Genomic DNA, 17,321 nt, shown 5'->3' with positions numbered 1-17,321 from the left:
AGGCCTCAGACATTGTGGGTGGGGTGAGTGTTGTGCTCGAGACGCGCGGGCTCGCGCAGGCCCAAAATTGCTTCGGTCATGCGGACGGCGTCGAGGGTTTCGGCGACGTCGTGCATGCGAACGATCCGCGCTCCCGCAAGGATGCAGGCCGTCATCGCCGCGAGCGAGCCGACTAGCCGTTGTCCGGCTGGGCGGTCGATGGCTTCGCCCACGAAGTCTTTATTGGAGACGGCGACCAGCAGCGGAGGTCCCAGGGACGTCAGCTCTTCCAGTCGGCGGGTGATCTCAAGGGAATGCACGGTGTTCTTGTCCAAGTCATGCCCGGGATCAACGATCAGCTTTTCGGCGGGAATTCCCGCTTCTGTGGCCCGTCGAATCTGGGCTGTTAAGGAATCGCGGACGTCCGCGACGACGTCGTCATATTGGGCGGCGGGTTTCTCCACGCGCGGGCGGCCGGCGCTGTGGCACAACACCACGTGGGCGCCGCCCTCGGCGATGACTTGCGCCATCGCGGCATCGTGCAAACCGCTGGTGTCGTTGATGACTCCAGCGCCCGCCGCCATAGCTTCACGTGCAACCTCGGCGCGGTACGTGTCCACCGAAATGATCGCTTCCGGGCGTTCCGCTAGTACCGCCTTGACCACGGGAATCACCCGTTCGATCTCATCCGCGGTCGAGACCGCAGGGCCGCGACCGAAGGGAACGCCGCCGATGTCGACCCAATCGGCTCCGAGATCGATGGCGTTCACCGCGCTCGAGACGGCGCTGTCCAGCGCGAAGGTGCTCCCACGGTCGTGGAAAGAATCCGGCGTGCGGTTCACGACGGCCATGATCGACACTCGATGAGTCAGGTCGGTTCCACGAGGGCCCGAGCCCTTTCGCTCCATGCCATGCGCCTTTCCTGCGTCGTCGGTCCCCGCCACGGGGTCTGACCCCAAAAGTAGCACCGGCGTCTATTGGTCGAAGAAGCCTTCGGGGGCATCTTTCAAGTAATTGCTGATTCTTACCGTGCAGAGCCGACGGTTGGTTTCGAGGTGCGTGATCACCACTTCGTGGCTGGTCATGGTGCGTCCGAGCTTGATGGGAGTGGCGACGGCGCGGACGGTTCCCTCCGTGGCGGACGAGTGGTGCGTCGCGTTGACCTCGGTGCCCACCGCGATTTTGCCGAATTGCGCCGCGTGAAGCACGGCGGCCCACGAACCGGCGGATTCGGCCAGCGCAATCGACGCGCCGCCGTGAAGGATTCCGTGGCCCTGGCGATTGCCTTCCACGGGCATCTCGGCCACCACTCGCTCGACCGTCTGTTCGAGGTAGGTCATGTGCATGCGGTGATCGAGTTCGCCTGGGTCGATCCGCCCGATCCAACCCTCGGCGGGGGCGCGGCCTTCCTGCTGCGACTTCTCGGAATCGTTCTGCATGCATCTCTCCTCATGACATTGGGTGCGCTCTTCGTGTGGCGCGCCACATTCTTGTGGGCTATCCTGACACAAATACTGACCGAACGTTCGGCTAGATATGTCCAGGAGGGACCCGCTCGTGACCACCTCAATCCAGTATGAACCCCAGACGCTCGACGCCGCCCCGATTTTGCCGAGTTATGTGAGGGGCCAATGGTGGTCACCGGATGCCCCCGAGAGCGCCGTCGGCGTGGTGGATGCGGGAACCGGGGAAGCCGTGGCTCGCGTGAGCACCGAGGGCCTGCCGACGCAGGACGTCATCCGGTACGGCCGGGAGGTTGGCCACCGGAGCCTCGATGCGCTGACGATTCACGACCGAGCGCTCATCATCAAGCACCTCGCGATGTACCTCAACGAGCACAAACAGGAGCTATATGAGGTTTCGTTCCGAACGGGCGCGACCGCTCGAGACCACCTGATCGACACCGACGGCGGCATCGGAACCCTCTTCACCATCTCGTCCAAGGCTCGCCGCGAACTGCCGAATTCCAACGTCGTGCTCGACGGCGCCGTCGAGCAACTCTCCGGGGATGGGAGCTTTCTGGGCGAGCACATTTACACCCGGCTGCCCGGCGTCGCTGTGCAGATCAACGCCTTTAACTTTCCCGTGTGGGGGATGCTCGAGAAGTTTGCCCCCGCTTTCATCGCCGGGGTTCCAAGCGTGGTCAAGCCCGCGACGCCGACCGCTTACGTCACCGAAAAATGCGTACGGCTCATGCAGGAATCCGGCCTGTTGCCGGAAGGTTCGTTGCAGCTGATCAGCGGTTCCGCCCGTGACCTGCTGGATCACTTGGACATGCGGGATCACGTGGCCTTCACGGGGTCGGCGGCCACCGCCAACGCCCTGCGGCAGCATCGCAATGTTCTGGAAGGCGGAGTTCGTTTTACCGCCGAGACGGACTCCCTCAATGCCGCGATCATGGGCCCAGACGTGACCGAGGAGTCCGCGGAGTTCGAGGCCTTTATTAAATCCGTGGTTCTCGAGATCACGGCCAAGGCGGGACAAAAGTGCACGGCGATTCGTCGGGTGATCGTGCCAGACACGATGCGCGCCCCGGTGATTCGAGCGCTCGCGGAACGGATTGCCGAGCGCGGCGTCGTCGGCCCGCCCCGGGAGAAGACCACCACGGTGGGCGCGCTCGCGTCCCCGGAACAGCGCGATGAGGTGCTCGCTTCGGTGCGTCGGCTGATTCAAGCCGGTGGGCAGGTGCGCGTTGGCGGTCCGGATGCTTTGGACACCGTGCCAGACGAAGGTTCGTTTTTCCCCGTGACTGTTCTCGAATTCGACGACCCGCGGACCACGGCCATTCACGAGGTGGAAGCCTTCGGCCCGGTCACATCGGTGATGGGCTACTCGGGTGAGGTGGAAGACGCCGTCGAGATCGCGGCCCTGGGAGGCGGCTCTCTGGTGGCGACGGTGTGCACCCACGAGCCTGACGTCGCCGCTCGCTTTGCGGCCGGAATTGGCGCTCACCACGGGCGCGTGCTGTTCTTGGACCGCGACGACGCCAAAACCTCGACCGGCCATGGCTCGCCGATGCCGCATTTGGTGCACGGTGGCCCGGGTCGCGCTGGCGGTGGCGAGGAACTGGGTGGCGTCCGCGGCATCAAGCACTACATGCAGCGCACCGCAATTCAAGGGTCGCCCGACCTGCTGACCGGGGTGACCGGCGTCTGGCATTGGGGCGCGACGGCGCAGACCGTGACTCGGGAGGATGTCGAGTCTGGCAAGGGGGTGCACCCGTTCCGGAAGTCGCTGGCCGAGTTGAAGATCGGCGACCAGTTCCGTTCCGACCTGAGGACGGTTTCATTGGACGACATCACCGAGTTCGCGGAGTCGACCGGCGACACGTTTTACGCGCACACCAACGAAGAAGCGGCAAGTGCGAACCCGTTCTTTCCGCGCCGCGTCGCCCACGGGTACCTGCTGGTTTCGTGGGCTGCGGGACTGTTCGTCGAACCCGCGCCGGGGCCCGTTCTGGCGAACTACGGCCTGGAGAACTTGCGGTTCATTACGCCGGTCACGTACGACGACGCCTTCCGCGTGACCTTGACGGCGAAGCGCATCACCCCGCGCGTGACCGATGACTACGGCGAGGTCGCATGGGACGCCCGCCTGACCAACCAGAATGACGACGTCGTGGCGACGTACGACGTCTTGACGCTGGTCGCCAAGGAGTAAGGCGACGGCGGGGGGGGCGTCCGGTGGGGTGGACGGGGTGGAGTCCGGTGTGGACCCTGCGCCGTCGTTCCTTGTGGGTATCGTCCTCGGCATGGTTGGCGTTGGTCCCGTGGGCGGCTGCTTGGCTGGCGTTGGTCCCGTGGGTGGTTGTTGGGGCGGGGGTGTTGGGTGGTGGTTACTCGATCCGGTGTAGGTTGCCGGGTTCGGTGGCGTTTTCCGGCCGATTCCGCCCGGTTTTGGCCGTGCGATCGATGGTGTTGAGTGGCGGTTCCCCCATCTGGTGGGGACTACCGCAGTTAGGTGGCAGCTAGTTCACCACCTAACTTGGGTAGGCGCCCCACAACCGGGAAACCGCCACTCTAGGGGGTGCGTCGGATGGCCTGGGCGCCGTCGTTGGAGGGCGGCAGCCGACTCACAACTGGGTAACCGCCCCACAAGTGGGTAAGGCCTCGCAACGGGGGACGCCGTGTGAATCGGGCGGCGTCGTCAGTCCGTGGTTAACGCCTCTCAAGTGGGTTATCGCCACGCAACTGCGCACGCCTCCGCCGAGCACGACGCCGGCCCACACGCCCCGCCATCACCTGCTCGCCGCGCGACGCCGACGCCCCGCAGCCCCGCCGGCACCCCGCACGGCGCCGCGCACCCCGCTCCTCGCCGCACGACGCCGGGCGCCCCCACGGCCCGCCGCGAAGCCCCGGCCGTTCTCAGACCCGCAAACCGTCCAGAACCATTTTGACGGCCGTATCCGCCACCTGTTCGACGGTTCCCTGCCCCTCGGGGTGGTACCAGTCCACGATCGAGTTGATCATCCCGAGCATCAGTCGCGGCGCCGACTTTCCGGAAATATCCGTGCGCAAGCTGCCTTCATCCTGCGCCGCGCGGACCAGGCCTTCCACCGCGCGGGTGATGCGACGACGTCGTTCGAGGGCCGCGAGCTCGACCTCGGAATTGCCGCGCAAGCGTAGCAAGAGGGTTACGTATGGCATCTGGTCCACGAGCACGCGCACCGTCCTGCGGATCACGCCCTCGAGGGTTTCGATGGCTGGGGCGTCGGCGGCCAGGACGTCGTCGATGGCGCTTTCCAGTGAGTCCAACGCGCGCAGCAAGGCCTCTTCGAGGATCTCTTCCTTCGAATTCACGTGGTGGTAGATCGCCGATTTGGAGATTCCCAGGTGGCTCGAGAGTGTGCCCATCGACGTGGTGTCGTAGCCGTGCTTATTGAAGACCTGGACGCACACCGCGATGAGCTTGTCCCGGTCATATCCCGGGCGTCCACGGCGGGCGCCGCCGGTGGAGGAATCCGTGGGGCGGTCCGTATCGGCGCGTGCGGGTGAGGTGGTCATGAATGCTCGGCTTTCGTCTAAAGGGTCCTTTTGAGGTTACCCGAGGCCACGAATGGCACGAGATTGCGCCGATCACACATGCCGACGCCGCGACCGAATTCACGACGATGCCCCGACCCGACATGCAGTCCGGGCCGGGGCATCGTCGTGAGAGTCACAGTGCTATTTCTTGGTCCGGTGATCGTACACGCGACGGATTTTCCCTGAGGACCGTGCGAGGGTTCCGGGTTCCGCGATATCGATGATGGCGGTCGAGCCGATCTTGGTCTTGATCTCCTTGAGCAGGGCGGTTCCATCAGCGACCGCCTCCTCCCGGCTCGCCTCCTCACGCCGCTCGATGTGGATGGTCATCTGGTCCATCCGGTGGGGGCGCGAGATTTCCAGGGTGAAGTGCGGTGCCAAGGAGGGTAGCTGCAAGGCGAGCTCTTCAATCTGCGAGGGGAAGAGATTGACGCCGCGAAGAATGATCATGTCGTCAGAACGTCCGGTGATGCGACCCATGCGTCGGTGACCCGGTCGCGTGGTGCCCGGCAAGAGGCGGGTGAGGTCGTGCGTCCGGTAGCGGATGATCGGCAGGGCTTCCTTGGTCAGCGAGGTGAACACCAGCTCGCCGGGTTCGCCCAAATCGCAGACGCGGTCGTCGAACGGGTCGATAATCTCCGGGCGGAAGTGGTCCTCCCAAATATGTGAGCCGTCCCGTGACTCGGCAGACTCTCCGGCGACGCCGGGGCCCATAACCTCCGAGAGTCCGTAAATGTCGCAGGCCGTGATGTTGAAGGTCCGCTCGATTTCGCGACGCATTTCCTCCGTCCACGGTTCGGCACCGAGAACGGCGTGTTTGAGCGACGTCTCCCGGGGGTCCATCCCGGCCGCGTGAAACCCGTCCGCAATCGCCAAGAGGTACGTGGGGGTGGCCAGAATCGCGTCGGGTTCAAAGTCGCGAATCAGCTGAACCTGCTTCTCGGTTTGCCCGCCGGACATGGGAATCATGGCACAACCAAGCTTCTCGCCGCCGTAGTGCGCACCGAGTCCGCCGGTAAACAGGCCATAACCGTAAGCGTTATGAATTTTCTCGCCGGGTTGTACACCGGAGAACCGAAGGCACCGCGCGACCAAGCGCCCCCACGTGTTGAGGTCCTGTTCGGTGTACCCCACGACCGTGGGTAGCCCCGTGGTCCCCGACGACGCGTGGATGCGACGAATATCGCTCATCGGTACGGCGAAGGATTGGAAGGGGTAGGCCTTCCGGAGGAATTCCTTGTCGGTGTACGGAAATTTCTGGAGGTCTTCCAGGGCCTGAAAATCGCGGGGGTGCACACCGTGCTCGTCGTAGAGCTCCCGGTAGGCCGGGACGTTTTCGTAAGCGTTGTGGATGGTCCACCGCAGGCGGGCGAACTGAAGGGCCTCGATCTCGTCGCGGCTCATCAGCTCTTCGGGGTCCGGCCGTGAGGGATCCTCCGAAGCCACGGGGGAGTACGGGTTGGCGATGGAACAGGTGGTCATGGGATTCACGCTTTCTGACGATGGGGGATGGTTCGGCTGCGTCCGCGGAATAGGGCCAGTACGGCACCGTCGTCGGCGGTGACGGTGATGTCGTAGACCCCGCTCCTTCCCGTGCGGGCAACCTCTCGTGCTTCGGCGGTCAGTTCCTGGCCGAGAGACCCTGAACTGATGAAGTTGATGTCGACCCCTTGGGCAACGGTGATTGTGCTTCCGTCGCCGTCGGGATCATTGCAAGCCATGGCAAAACAGGTGTCGGCCAGGGAAAACACCATGCCACCGTGGGCAATGCCAAAACCGTTCAGCATCTCCTCTCGCAACGTCATGCTGATGACCGCGTGCCCGGCGTCGGCTCGGTGAACCCGGATCCCTAGCCATTGGGCGGTGCGATCGTTGGTCAGCACCGGATGGTGTGGCATGTTGTGCTCCTCACAATATATGACCGAATGGTCAGTAGGGAATCGTTAATGACGTCGGCCTGTCAAGAGCGCCCCTGTGTTGACGGTCACCCATCCTCCCGATATTCTGAACGAACGTTCGGTAATTATTCCTTTTGGAGGGACGTCATGACCACCACAGACGACGCCGTCGCCCTCGGCCAGGAGCACTTCGACGCCCTGATCGAGGAGGACTCGCGCATCGAGCCTCGCGACTGGATGCCCGAGGCCTACCGCAAGACCCTCACACGTCAGGTCTCCCAGCACGCCCACTCCGAGATCATCGGCATGCAGCCGGAGGCCAATTGGATCACTCGGGCCCCGAGCCTCAAGCGGAAGTCGATCCTCATGGCCAAGGTGCAGGACGAAGCCGGACACGGCCTGTACCTCTACTCGGCGGCCGAGACCCTGGGGACGCCCCGCGTTGAACTGAACGAGCAATTGCTCAGCGGTCGCGCCAAATATTCCTCGATTTTCAATTATCCGGCTCGGACTTGGGCGGATATGGGAGCCATCGGGTGGCTCGTGGACGGTGCCGCGATCTGTAATCAGGTTCCGCTGTGCCGCGCCTCGTACGGCCCTTACGGCCGCGCGATGGTGCGCATCTGCAAAGAGGAATCCTTCCATCAGCGCCAGGGCTGGGAAATCTTGTACGAGCTCTCCCACGGAACTGAGGCTCAACACAAGATGGCGCAGGACGCCGTCAACCGTTTCTACGGTCCGGCCCTGCAGATGTTCGGGCCGCCAGACGAAGATTCCCCGAACTCTCAGCAGTCCATGGCCTGGAATATCAAGCGATTTTCCAACGACGAATTGCGACAGCGCTTCGTCGACATGATCGTTCCGCAGGCCGAAGCCCTGGGCTTGAGCCTCCCGGACCCCGATCTCGTGTGGAACGAAGAGCGTGGTCACTACGACTACGGCGACCTCGACTGGGATGAGTTCATGTCCGTGATCAAGGGCCGTGGCCCGTGCAGCGTTCAGCGCATGAAGCGGCGTCGTGAGGCTCACGAAAATGGTGCCTGGGTGCGCGAAGCCGCGGCGGTCTACGCCGAACGTCAAGCCCAGGTAGCCGCACAATCCTCCGACGACCGCCAGGACCATGCCGCAGCACGTCCGGCGTCACCACTGATGGGAGCTTCCGCATGACCGAGAATTCCGAACAGCAGGCCGGCCACGCCTGGCCCTTGTGGGAGGTCTTTGTCCGTTCTTCCCGCGGACTGTCCCACGTCCACGCGGGTTCCTTGCATGCACCCGATGCGACCATGGCCATTCGCAATGCGCGGGATCTCTACACCCGGCGCAACGAGGGAACCAGCGTATGGGTCGTCGAAGCGGAGGCCATCACGGCGGCGGACCCGGACTCAAAGGGTGGATATTTCGAGTCCGCGCAGGGAAAGGCCTACCGCCATGCCACGTATTACACCAGGTCTGAAGGGGTGAAGCACCTGTGAGCACCTTCGCCTCGCACGAATCCGCCACCAAAATCAGCGCCGGTGAATCCATCAGCGCCGAGGAGATTGCGGCCTCAGGCGCCCGGGCCTCCGACGCCGTCGCACGCTATGCCCTCCGTTTGGGCGACGACGCCCTGATCCTCTCCCAGCGGCTGGGTTGGTGGATCACGCGTGCCCCGGAGCTGGAGGAAGACATCGCGATGTCGAATATCGCCTTGGACTTGATCGGGCACGCGCGCTTCCTGCTCACCTACGCCGGCTCGGCCTGGGGAAAAAGCGAAGACGACCTGGCCTACTTCCGCACTGAGGAGGAATTCCGCTCGTGCCGCCTCGTCGAGCAGGAGAACGGGGACTTCGGTCAGACCATGGCCCGCCAGCTCATTTTCTCGATGTACCAGTACCACCTCTACACCGCTTTGCAGGGTTCGGCCGACTCGACCCTGGCCGCCATCGCGGATAAAGCGGTCAAAGAGGTCGAGTATCACGTGGACCACGCCTGTCAGTGGGTTCTTCGTTTGGGCTTGGGAACCGAAGAGTCCAAGCGGCGTCTCGGCGCGGGACTGATGTCCATGTGGCCGTACGTTGAGGAATTGTTCACGGATGATGCCCTGATCGACGAGCTCGACGGCGTCGCGGTCCGACCCTCGACCCTGAAGGAACCGACCCTGCGCTCCATCGAATCCCTTCTGACAGAGGCCCACATGCCCGTGCCCGACGTCGCCCAAGCGCGGCTATCGACCGAGCTGCGCGACGGGGCCTACTCCGAATTCCGGGGGTACATTCTGGCCGAGATGCAATCGCTGGCCCGGCAACACCCCGGCGCGACGTGGTGAGCTGAATGCCCACGACCTTTAACACCGCACCGGATCAGCAGGCGGCCCATCTTGACCGCCCGCTACCGCTTGGGCCCTCGAAGCGACCAGCGGATCCCGCCGATGCCGCGCTGTGGGACTTGGCCGCGACCGTCTGCGACCCCGAGATCCCCGTCCTGACTCTCGCCGACTTAGGGGTCTTGAGGGATGCCTACGTGGACGGGCGCGGAGCCATCGTCGTCATCACGCCAACCTATTCGGGGTGTCCGGCCATGGACGCGATGGCCGAGGACATCGTGGCCGTACTCTCCCACGCGGGGTATGAGCAGATCCGTATTGAGAAGGTCTTGCGCCCCGCCTGGACCACCGACTGGATGAGTCCCGACGGTCGCGACAAGCTCACGGAATACGGCATCGCTCCGCCCAGCGGAGATTCCGCACCGGGACACCACAGCGGCCCGGTCCGATTGAGCCTCTCCGTCAAATGCCCCCACTGCGGCTCCCTCAAGACCCGCGAGATGACCCGCTTCGGCTCGACGTCGTGCAAGGCCCTTTGGGTGTGCTCCGAATGCCTCGAGCCCTTCGACTACTTCAAGGTTCACTAACATGAGCATTTCCCCCTCGGAACAGACCCCGGCCCCCACGAAAGACGCCGCCTCCCCGGCCCCCCGACGTCGGGCCACCTTCAACAGCCTCCCCGTGACGGGTCTGCGAAAGCTGACCCAAGAATCCGTCGAGGTGACGTTTGGGGTGCCCGAGGAACTCGTCGATGACTACGACTACCTCCCCGGGCAGTACGTGGCATTGCGCGCCGATATCGACGGGCGAGAGGTGCGTCGGTCCTACTCGATCTGCGCGGAACCCAAGCCGGGCGAACTTCGCGTCGCGATCAAGAAAGATATGGGCGGCACCTTTTCTACGTGGGCCAATGACGAGCTAGCGGTCGGCGACGAGGTGGAGGTCATGAACCCGCAGGGTGCCTTCACCTCAATATCCACGAAGCTCACCTCGATGAATCACCCTCAGGAGTTGGCACAGGAAGAGGTGCGCAAATCGCCACGGGCTCACGTCGTCGCCGTGGCCGCCGGTTCCGGCATCACGCCGATTATGGCGATCGCGCGTTCATTGCTGGCGGCCTCGGATCACACCACCTTTGACCTCATCTACGCGAATCGTTCGGCCATGGACGTGATGTTCGCCGAGGAATTGGGCGACCTGAAGGACAAATACCCGTCCCGCTTCGCGGTGCATCACGTGTTGTCTCGCGAACAGCGCATTTCTCCCTTGCTGTCGGGCCGAATCGATCCAGAGAAATTGGAGGAACTGCTAGATCGTGTGATTCAGGTCGAGACCGTGGACGAGTGGTTCCTCTGCGGACCGTTTGACCTGGTCCAGCTGTGTCGTGACGCGCTGGGGCAACGGAGCGTCTCGGAGGAATCGGTCCGTTTTGAACTGTTCACCACCGGCAAGCCGGAGAAGCCCTCCGGACAACAAGGCCGTGAGGTTCGAGCCGACCCGAAGGGACAAAATTTCCAGATCACCTTCACGCTGGACGGTAATTCGGGAACTGTGGACACACCCGTGGACGCCCAAGAGACCGTGCTGAACGCCGCCTTGCGTGTTCGCCCCGATGTTCCTTTCGCGTGCGCCGGCGGCGTCTGCGGCACATGCCGGGCCAAGGTGGTGCGCGGGAATTTCACGATGGAGGAAAACTTCGCTTTGGAGCCGGACGAGGTCGAGGCCGGATATGTGCTGACCTGCCAAACCAGACCCACGGCCGACGGCCTCGAGGTCGACTACGACGCATAACCACCCATCGGAAGGATCCCCAGTGATCGAGCTGACCATCGCCGACGACGTCGCCACCATCGTTCTCAACGCACCCCGCAAACTCAACGCGCTCAACATGGACGACCTCGAAGAACTGTCCCGGGTCTACCTGGAAGCCGAACGGGCCGAGGTTCGCGCCCTTGTCGTGCGAGGAGAAGGCCGGGCCTTTTGCGCGGGCCGTGACATCTCGGAGGTGGACCCCGCGCACGACGACGTCGAGGCCTACCTCGGACAGCGTGCCGAATCCCTCTTCCGCCAGATGGCGGGTTTTCCGGCACCGACCTTCGCGGCCGTTCACGGCGCCTGCCTGGGAGTGGGTTTGGGGTTGGCGATCTCGACCGACGTCGTTTACGTGGCGGAGGACGCCAAGATCGGCTCACCATTCGCGAACCTTGGGGCGACCCTCGACTCAGGTGGACACGCCTTGTTCTACGAGCGGCTGGGCGCGCACCGGGCCTTGGACCTCATCTATACGGGCGACATGATGAGCGGTGCGGAGGCCGTCGCAGCGGGGCTTTTCTCTCGCGCCGTCCCCGCGGACGAGCTCCTCGAATTCACCATGACCCGCGTGAACCGGGTGGCGCAGGGGGCGACACATGCCTATCTCGCGTCGAAGGGGCTCGTGGCACAGCTGCGCGACCGTCGGGTTGGCCTATGGGAGTCCATGGAGGCGGAATCAGGGGAGCAAGCGAGGTTGTGCTCGACGGAAGACTATGCGGAAGGGTTCGCCGCCTTCCAGCAGAAACGGACCCCCACGTTTCGGGGGAAGTAGCGCACGCCGTCCTGACATGTAACACGGCGAAAAATCGGTAATACTCCTGCACGGTGTGGTTCGAGGACTAGCACTTCCATAGGCTGGACCACAGAGATCAAGAGACCCAACGAGAAGCTCTGGCTAGTTGGGCGGCAACCCTCTCCCGTAGCGGGGTGCCCCAGATGATGATCGGGCTCCGCCGGCCTCACCGCAGGCGGCACAGCAAGTACGGCGCGCAGTCATTCGGCGCCACCGCGTGAAAGATTGTGCCGGTTATCCACACCATCGGGATTCGGCCGCAACGCTTCGGGCATGCGGAGACCAGGAGAGCATCCAGGCACCGAAAGGACTCCGATGTCGGACAAAAAGCGAATCGCGATCAACGCCTTCGATATGACCTGCGTGGGTCACCAGAGCTTCGACCTCTGGCGTCACCCGCGCTCGCGGGCCACCGAATACAACACGCTAGAGTATTGGACCGACCTGGCCAAGACCCTGGAAAAGGGCCTTTTCGACGGCGTCTTCCTCGCCGACGTCGTGGGCATCTACGACATCTACCGCAATTCTGCGGCTCCCTCGATCCGTGGCGGCGCACAGGTCCCGGTCAACGATCCATTCACGCAAATCTCCGCGATGGCGGCGGTCACCGAGCATCTGGGCTTCGGCATCACGAGCGCGGTCACCTATGAGCAGCCGTACACGCTGGCCCGAAAATACGCCACGCTGGATCATCTGACCAAGGGGCGCGTCGGTTTCAACGTCGTGACCTCGTATCTGCCGTCTGCGGCGGAAAACCAGGGGCTTCCGCGGCAGATCGAGCACGATACTCGCTACGAGATCGCCGAGGAGTTCCTCGACGTCTGCTACAAGCTGTGGGAAGGATCGTGGGAGGACGACGCCGTCGTGGCCGACCGTGAGGCCGGCGTGTATGCCGATCCCGCGAAGGTCCACCCCATCCAGCACCGCGGTGAGTATTTTTCCGTGCCGGGAGCATCCCTTACGGCGCCGTCCCCGCAGCGCACGCCCGTCATCTTCCAGGCTGGGGCTTCCTCACGTGGCCAAGCTTTCGCCGGGCGGCACGCCGAGGCCGTGTTCGTGGGTGGCTTGCGCCCAGACCTGACGCGGTACATGACAGACAAGATCAGGGACGAGGCCGAGGCGGCCGGACGCAATAGGGACGACGTCAAAATCTTTGCAATGCTCTCCGTGATCGTGGATGAAACCGACGAGAAGGCCCAGGCCAAGTACGAGGATTACCTTCAGTACGTTTCCACGGAAAGCTCGCAGGCGATCATCGGCGGTTGGTCCGGAGTGGATCTCTCCGAATTCGGCGAAGACGAGGTACTTAACTACGTCAAGACAGACTCGATCCAGTCCTTCTTGACCCCGTTTACGTTGCAGTCCAAGGACAAGGAATGGACCCGTGAGGAGATCGCCAAGCATTGCGCGATTGGTGGCATGGGTGACGTGATCGTTGGTGGCCCGGAAAAGGTTGCCGACGAGTTGGAGCGGTGGATCGACGAGGGAGGGCTCGACGGCATCAACCTCGCGTACCACGTGACGCCGGGATCCTTTGAGGACTTCGTGGAATTCGTGGTACCCGAGTTGCAGAAGCGCGGCCGCTACAGGACGGAATACGAGGGTTCGACATTCCGCGAGAACTTGTATGGCGCGGGTCGCACGAGCATTTCGGGCGATCACCCAGCGGCAACCTACCGAGGCGCGTATGAGGGCATGCCATCAACCGCCGATACCGCCGCCCGCGACCTCAGCGGACAAGCTGAAGCCCCCGCCGACGGGCAGTCGTTGCGTCCGGCGGAGAAAGCAGTAACGGGCTCCTAGGAGTCGAAGATTCGGTACCACGCGGCCGGCGTTCCTCTCCTGATGAGGAGGAACGTCGGCCGTTGTCGTCGTCTGGGGTTGATGTCAATACATAGGGCCGCAAAGTAAATGAGAGGAATTCCACACTCGGTGCAGTTGTGCATATTTTGCAGTACTGCATAAACTGCATGGGTGCCTTCAACCGAACCATCTCTCAGGGAACGACGTCGCGAGCGGACGTGGAATGCCATCCACTCGGCCGCACGACGTCTTGCGACCGAACGCGGGCTCAAGCAAACGACCGCGGAGGTCATCGCGGAAGAAGCGGGGGTTTCCCCGCGCACGTTCTTCAACTACTTCGCAACGAAGGAAGACGCCGTCATTGGGCTGCGTCCTCCGGAGATGACAGAAGAAATTCTCGCGTCGGTTGAGGCGGATAGCTCGGAAGGTCTTCTCGCACAGGCCTCCCAATTGCTCGCCAAGGTCGTGTACGGCTCCTTCGGGGACGACATCGTGGAAGTCGCCAAGGAGCTGGTGAAGGATCACGAGGAGCTTCGGCAACGCCTGAAAATTCACATGTTGCGTTGCGAGCAGAAGCTCACGGACTACCTGATGGGCCTCGACTGGCCTACGTATCGGTCCACGGGTGAATTTGTCCCTCGCGAACCTGCGGAGTCGGAGCCGGACCCGGAGCAAGAGGAGCGCATTCGCGCGGTCGTCTTGATGGCCACGGCCGTCCTTCGGTACCTCGAATTTGGGGCGCGGTCCACGCCCGAAGAGTATTCCGCGTCGATCAAGAGCACCGTTACTTTGTTTTCCACTATCGTCAAGGAGCCTCGTTGAGTACTTCATATTCACCGCGCCATGCCGTCGGGCATGGTTCGAACGACGTCGGGGGTGCGAGCTCAAAACCTGCGTCGTCTGAGAGTGCTACGCCGAGCTCGGCGCACTCTGCGGCTCAGGGTGGCTACGGCCAGCCGACCCCCCACACGAATATTCCTCTGTTGTTCATCGGCCTGATGATCATCATGTTGATGTCGTCGCTGAATCAGACCGTGCTGTCGCCGTCATTGCCCACCATCGTGGGCGAGCTCAACGGCGTCGAGCACATGAGCTGGGTCATTACCGCCTTCATCATGGTCTCGACGATCATGATGCCGGCCTACGGCAAGCTGGGTGACCTCTGGGGCCGCAAGCCCTTACTGGTTTTTGCGATCCTGGCCTTTATGGCGGGGTCCATTACGGGTGCCGTCGCGCAAGACATGAATACGCTGATCATCGCCCGCGGCCTCCAGGGCCTGGGCGGCGGTGGCCTCATGATCCTCTCGCAGTCCGTGATTGCGGACGTGATTCCCGCTCGCGAACGCGGAAAATACATGGGCGCCCTCATGGGTGTGTTCGCCTTCTCGTCGGTGGCGGGCCCGCTGCTTGGTGGCTGGCTGACCGAGGGACCCGGCTGGCGCTGGGCCTTTTGGATGAACCTCCCCTTGGGTATTTTGGCTCTCGCCGCGACGATCTTCCTCATTCCGCACACCAATAAGTCTGCTCAAGAGCACCGACGAAAAGTGGATGTTTGGGGCATGATGTTCCTCGGCGCCGCGACGGCGTGCTTGGTGCTGGCGATGACATGGGGTGGCAACCAGTACGACTGGGGTTCGCCGACCATCATCGGTCTGTTGATCGCCGTCGTGGTCTGCGTGGCGATCTTCATTCCCATCGAAGCTAAGGTCTCCGAGCCGGTTATGCCGCTCGCGCTCTTCAAGGATCGGAACTTCAATTTGGCGACGGTCGCCAACCTCTGCCTGGGCATTGGCATGTTTGGTGCGGTGGGCTATATGCCGACGTACATGCAGATGGTGCTCGGTGTGGATGCGACGCAGGCCGGCCTGCTCATGATTCCGATGATGGGCATGTTGCTCGTTACCTCCATCTCGGTGGGATTCATCGTGTCGAAGGTCGGGCGCTACAAAGTGTTTACGGTGGTCGGTTCGCTCTTGTTGGCTCTGGGGCTCTTCCTCCTCTCGCATCTTGAGGTGGACACCGATACCTACATCATCTGCCTGGACCTGGCCGTGATCGGTCTCGGCTTGGGAATGTCGATGCAGCTGTTGACCCTGATCGTGCAGAACGCCTTCCCCATCAGCATGGTGGGCACCGCAACCGCGGCCAATAACTTCTTCCGCCAGGTGGGCGCGACCATGGGCTCCGCCCTGGTTGGTGGCCTATTTACCACGCGCTTGAAGGATTACCTCGCCGACCGCATGCCTCCTCAGGCCATGAAGGCCACCGGTGGTGGGTCGAATTCCTTGACTCCCGCGTTGGTCAATGGATTGCCGGAGCCGATCAAGGGGATCATCGTGGGCTCGTATAACGACGCCCTCGTGCCGATCTTCCTGTGGATCGCCCCGTTGGGCGTGTTGGCCGCCGTGGCCCTGCTGTGCATTCGTGAGAAGGCACTTGCGACCAGCGTTGCTGGTTCGGGCAAGACCGGCGATGTAAAGGCGGAGGGAACCTCGGCGAAGGCGACCCCTGCTGAGGGCCACGGCCATGCATCGAGCTCTACGGATGTGGATTCCAGTGATTCGCACACGGCCTCCGGAGCTGGTGGTAGGCACCGCGCTGAGACCGCCGAGGATGAATCTGCCGAAGCCGAAGTTCGTCCGCGAACCGGGGAAATTCCCTTGCCGGAAACAGGTTCACTCATGAACGTCCGGAAGAAGCACTAACTATCGGATGCCGGGGCCAAAAGCCCCGACATATAGCGCGACGGCACGACGCCGTCTGCTCACCGCCTCATGGAGGGTGAGCAGACGGCGTCGTTCGTTAACCCGTCGCAGGCGGGTGGCTCAGGCGCTCACCGGGCTCGGCTCGACTGAAGCATCGAGTTCCGCGAAAACTGCTGCGTTCAAGTCAAACCCGACGATGGCCTCGTCAAGGAAGGCTTGGCGCTGAAGGTCCGTCAAGGGGGCCTCGTCGAGGAGACTCCGGTATTCGTCCTTGAAGACTTTGGGCTTGGGGAGCTCCGTAAATCGGTACATGCTCAGGCCCTCGGCCGGAATGTCGTAGTGGCGGGCCATGAGTGCGGCAACGGCTTGCCCTCCGGATAGATCGCCCAAATACCTCAGATAGTGATGTGCCAGGAAACGCTCGGGCTGTTCGGCGGTTCTCTGGATTCGTTCGACATACCGCTGCGTCGCCGGGAGGCATGGGGTGCTGTTCTCTCCCGCCAACGTGTGAAGATCCGAACGAATCGAAGCGAGGCGGTCCAGGCCAGGGCGGTTAAACGGTTCGGTGAGCCTCTCTCCGGTGCGGCGATATGTGGCTGCGATCTGCTCAAGGGCTTCATAGATGTATTCGTACTGGGCCAAGAGTCGTGTGTATGCCGCCGCGACGAGTTCTCCCTTCATCAATCTCGTCATAAATGAGGAGTTTTCCGCCTTGGAGTGTCGTTCCGCCGTTGCGGCGCGAACCGTTTGAGAGAAGGGCGTTGAGAGGGTCTCGTCCGTGATTTCCCCGGAAACATGGGGTGATGCACTCATGGTGAAGCTCCAGTAGGTCATGACGGTGACTCGGTGTCACGACGTCGTTGGTGACATGATGTCACCAAATTTGGCGAGGTTCAATAGGTTAGTCTTGATTATAAGGAAGGGTAACCTTAACTTGTTAGATGTGGAGACTGGGTAGACAACATGGCGACCCTAAGTAATCCACGCATCTATCACTTCGCACGA

General features: G+C 62.7%; 16 protein-coding genes, 1 pseudogene and 1 riboswitch. Of the genes and pseudogenes, 10 read left to right on the top strand and 7 right to left on the bottom strand.

What is annotated here, in order from left to right:
* Window positions 1-5: 5 nt before the first annotated feature.
* Both folP and D8M21_RS08690 read right to left on the bottom strand, forming a co-directional pair.
* A complete protein-coding gene (folP, locus tag D8M21_RS08695) occupies window positions 6-830 on the bottom strand; it encodes a dihydropteroate synthase (protein WP_238651231.1) in 825 nt (274 codons plus the stop codon).
* 123 nt (window positions 831-953) lie between these two features.
* Complete coding sequence (locus tag D8M21_RS08690; RefSeq protein ID WP_048681445.1) at window positions 954-1,418, bottom strand: hotdog fold thioesterase; 465 nt, start codon at window positions 1,416-1,418, stop codon at window positions 954-956.
* A 97-nt stretch (window positions 1,419-1,515) separates the two neighbouring features.
* Between D8M21_RS08690 and paaZ the strand changes: the two genes are divergently transcribed.
* Complete coding sequence (gene paaZ / locus D8M21_RS08685; protein WP_082156788.1) at window positions 1,516-3,639, top strand: phenylacetic acid degradation bifunctional protein PaaZ; 2,124 nt, start codon at window positions 1,516-1,518, stop codon at window positions 3,637-3,639.
* A gap of 704 nt (window positions 3,640-4,343) precedes the next feature.
* Here the strand turns inward: paaZ and D8M21_RS08680 are convergent.
* From D8M21_RS08680 to paaI, 3 genes are all read right to left on the bottom strand, one after another.
* On the bottom strand, window positions 4,344-4,982 hold the full coding sequence (locus D8M21_RS08680; protein WP_082156787.1) for a TetR/AcrR family transcriptional regulator: 639 nt from the start codon (window positions 4,980-4,982) through the stop codon (window positions 4,344-4,346).
* Window positions 4,983-5,144: 162 nt separating this feature from the next.
* The gene (locus tag D8M21_RS08675) at window positions 5,145-6,485 is read right to left on the bottom strand and encodes a phenylacetate--CoA ligase family protein (RefSeq protein ID WP_174229719.1); all 1,341 of its coding nucleotides are present in this window, start codon (window positions 6,483-6,485) and stop codon (window positions 5,145-5,147) included.
* Between the two features lie 5 nt (window positions 6,486-6,490).
* A complete protein-coding gene (paaI, locus tag D8M21_RS08670) occupies window positions 6,491-6,901 on the bottom strand; it encodes a hydroxyphenylacetyl-CoA thioesterase PaaI (protein ID WP_048681438.1) in 411 nt (136 codons plus the stop codon).
* Window positions 6,902-7,048: 147 nt separating this feature from the next.
* Here paaI and paaA point away from each other — a divergent pair, with 147 nt between their 5' ends.
* Window positions 7,049-8,068, top strand: a complete 1,020-nt coding sequence (paaA, locus tag D8M21_RS08665; protein WP_048681436.1) for a 1,2-phenylacetyl-CoA epoxidase subunit PaaA — start codon at window positions 7,049-7,051, stop codon at window positions 8,066-8,068.
* The gene (gene paaB / locus D8M21_RS08660; RefSeq protein WP_048681432.1) at window positions 8,065-8,373 is read left to right on the top strand and encodes a 1,2-phenylacetyl-CoA epoxidase subunit PaaB; all 309 of its coding nucleotides are present in this window, start codon (window positions 8,065-8,067) and stop codon (window positions 8,371-8,373) included. The genes paaA and paaB overlap by 4 nt, the downstream gene beginning before the upstream one ends.
* Here paaB and D8M21_RS11645 read toward each other — a convergent pair.
* Window positions 8,360-8,425, bottom strand: a pseudogene (locus tag D8M21_RS11645) (hypothetical protein); the annotation flags it as partial. The gene paaB and the pseudogene D8M21_RS11645 sit on opposite strands and share 14 nt — an antisense overlap.
* Between D8M21_RS11645 and paaC the strand changes: the two are divergent.
* From paaC to D8M21_RS08625, 7 genes are all read left to right on the top strand, one after another.
* Window positions 8,406-9,206: a 1,2-phenylacetyl-CoA epoxidase subunit PaaC gene (gene paaC / locus D8M21_RS08655; protein ID WP_353954385.1), complete on the top strand. Its 801-nt coding sequence runs from the start codon at window positions 8,406-8,408 to the stop codon at window positions 9,204-9,206. The pseudogene D8M21_RS11645 and the gene paaC sit on opposite strands and share 20 nt — an antisense overlap.
* 5 nt (window positions 9,207-9,211) lie before the next feature.
* A complete protein-coding gene (gene paaD / locus D8M21_RS08650; protein WP_082156786.1) occupies window positions 9,212-9,790 on the top strand; it encodes a 1,2-phenylacetyl-CoA epoxidase subunit PaaD in 579 nt (192 codons plus the stop codon).
* 1 nt (window position 9,791) lies between these two features.
* Window positions 9,792-10,994, top strand: coding sequence for a 1,2-phenylacetyl-CoA epoxidase subunit PaaE (gene paaE, locus D8M21_RS08645; protein ID WP_048681427.1), 1,203 nt, complete (start codon window positions 9,792-9,794; stop codon window positions 10,992-10,994).
* A gap of 22 nt (window positions 10,995-11,016) precedes the next feature.
* On the top strand, window positions 11,017-11,787 hold the full coding sequence (locus D8M21_RS08640; RefSeq protein WP_048681422.1) for an enoyl-CoA hydratase/isomerase family protein: 771 nt from the start codon (window positions 11,017-11,019) through the stop codon (window positions 11,785-11,787).
* Window positions 11,788-11,882: 95 nt separating this feature from the next.
* Window positions 11,883-12,004, top strand: a riboswitch (SAM riboswitch).
* Window positions 12,005-12,123: 119 nt separating this feature from the next.
* On the top strand, window positions 12,124-13,611 hold the full coding sequence (locus D8M21_RS08635; protein ID WP_126855811.1) for an LLM class flavin-dependent oxidoreductase: 1,488 nt from the start codon (window positions 12,124-12,126) through the stop codon (window positions 13,609-13,611).
* A gap of 171 nt (window positions 13,612-13,782) precedes the next feature.
* A complete protein-coding gene (locus D8M21_RS08630) occupies window positions 13,783-14,433 on the top strand; it encodes a TetR/AcrR family transcriptional regulator (RefSeq protein WP_053089986.1) in 651 nt (216 codons plus the stop codon).
* Window positions 14,434-14,585: 152 nt separating this feature from the next.
* Entirely contained in the window at window positions 14,586-16,316 is a 1,731-nt protein-coding gene (locus D8M21_RS08625) for an MDR family MFS transporter (RefSeq protein ID WP_238651245.1), read from the top strand.
* Between the two features lie 120 nt (window positions 16,317-16,436).
* Here D8M21_RS08625 and D8M21_RS08620 read toward each other — a convergent pair whose 3' ends face one another.
* Window positions 16,437-17,129, bottom strand: a complete 693-nt coding sequence (locus tag D8M21_RS08620; protein WP_048681628.1) for a biliverdin-producing heme oxygenase — start codon at window positions 17,127-17,129, stop codon at window positions 16,437-16,439.
* Window positions 17,130-17,321 lie beyond the last annotated feature (192 nt).

This window comes from Kocuria sp. HSID16901 (assembly GCF_003989425.1).
GTDB lineage: Bacteria > Actinomycetota > Actinomycetes > Actinomycetales > Micrococcaceae > Rothia > Rothia massiliensis.
Note: the sequence above shows the minus strand (reverse complement) of the source record. Positions and strands in the feature narration are given on the sequence as shown.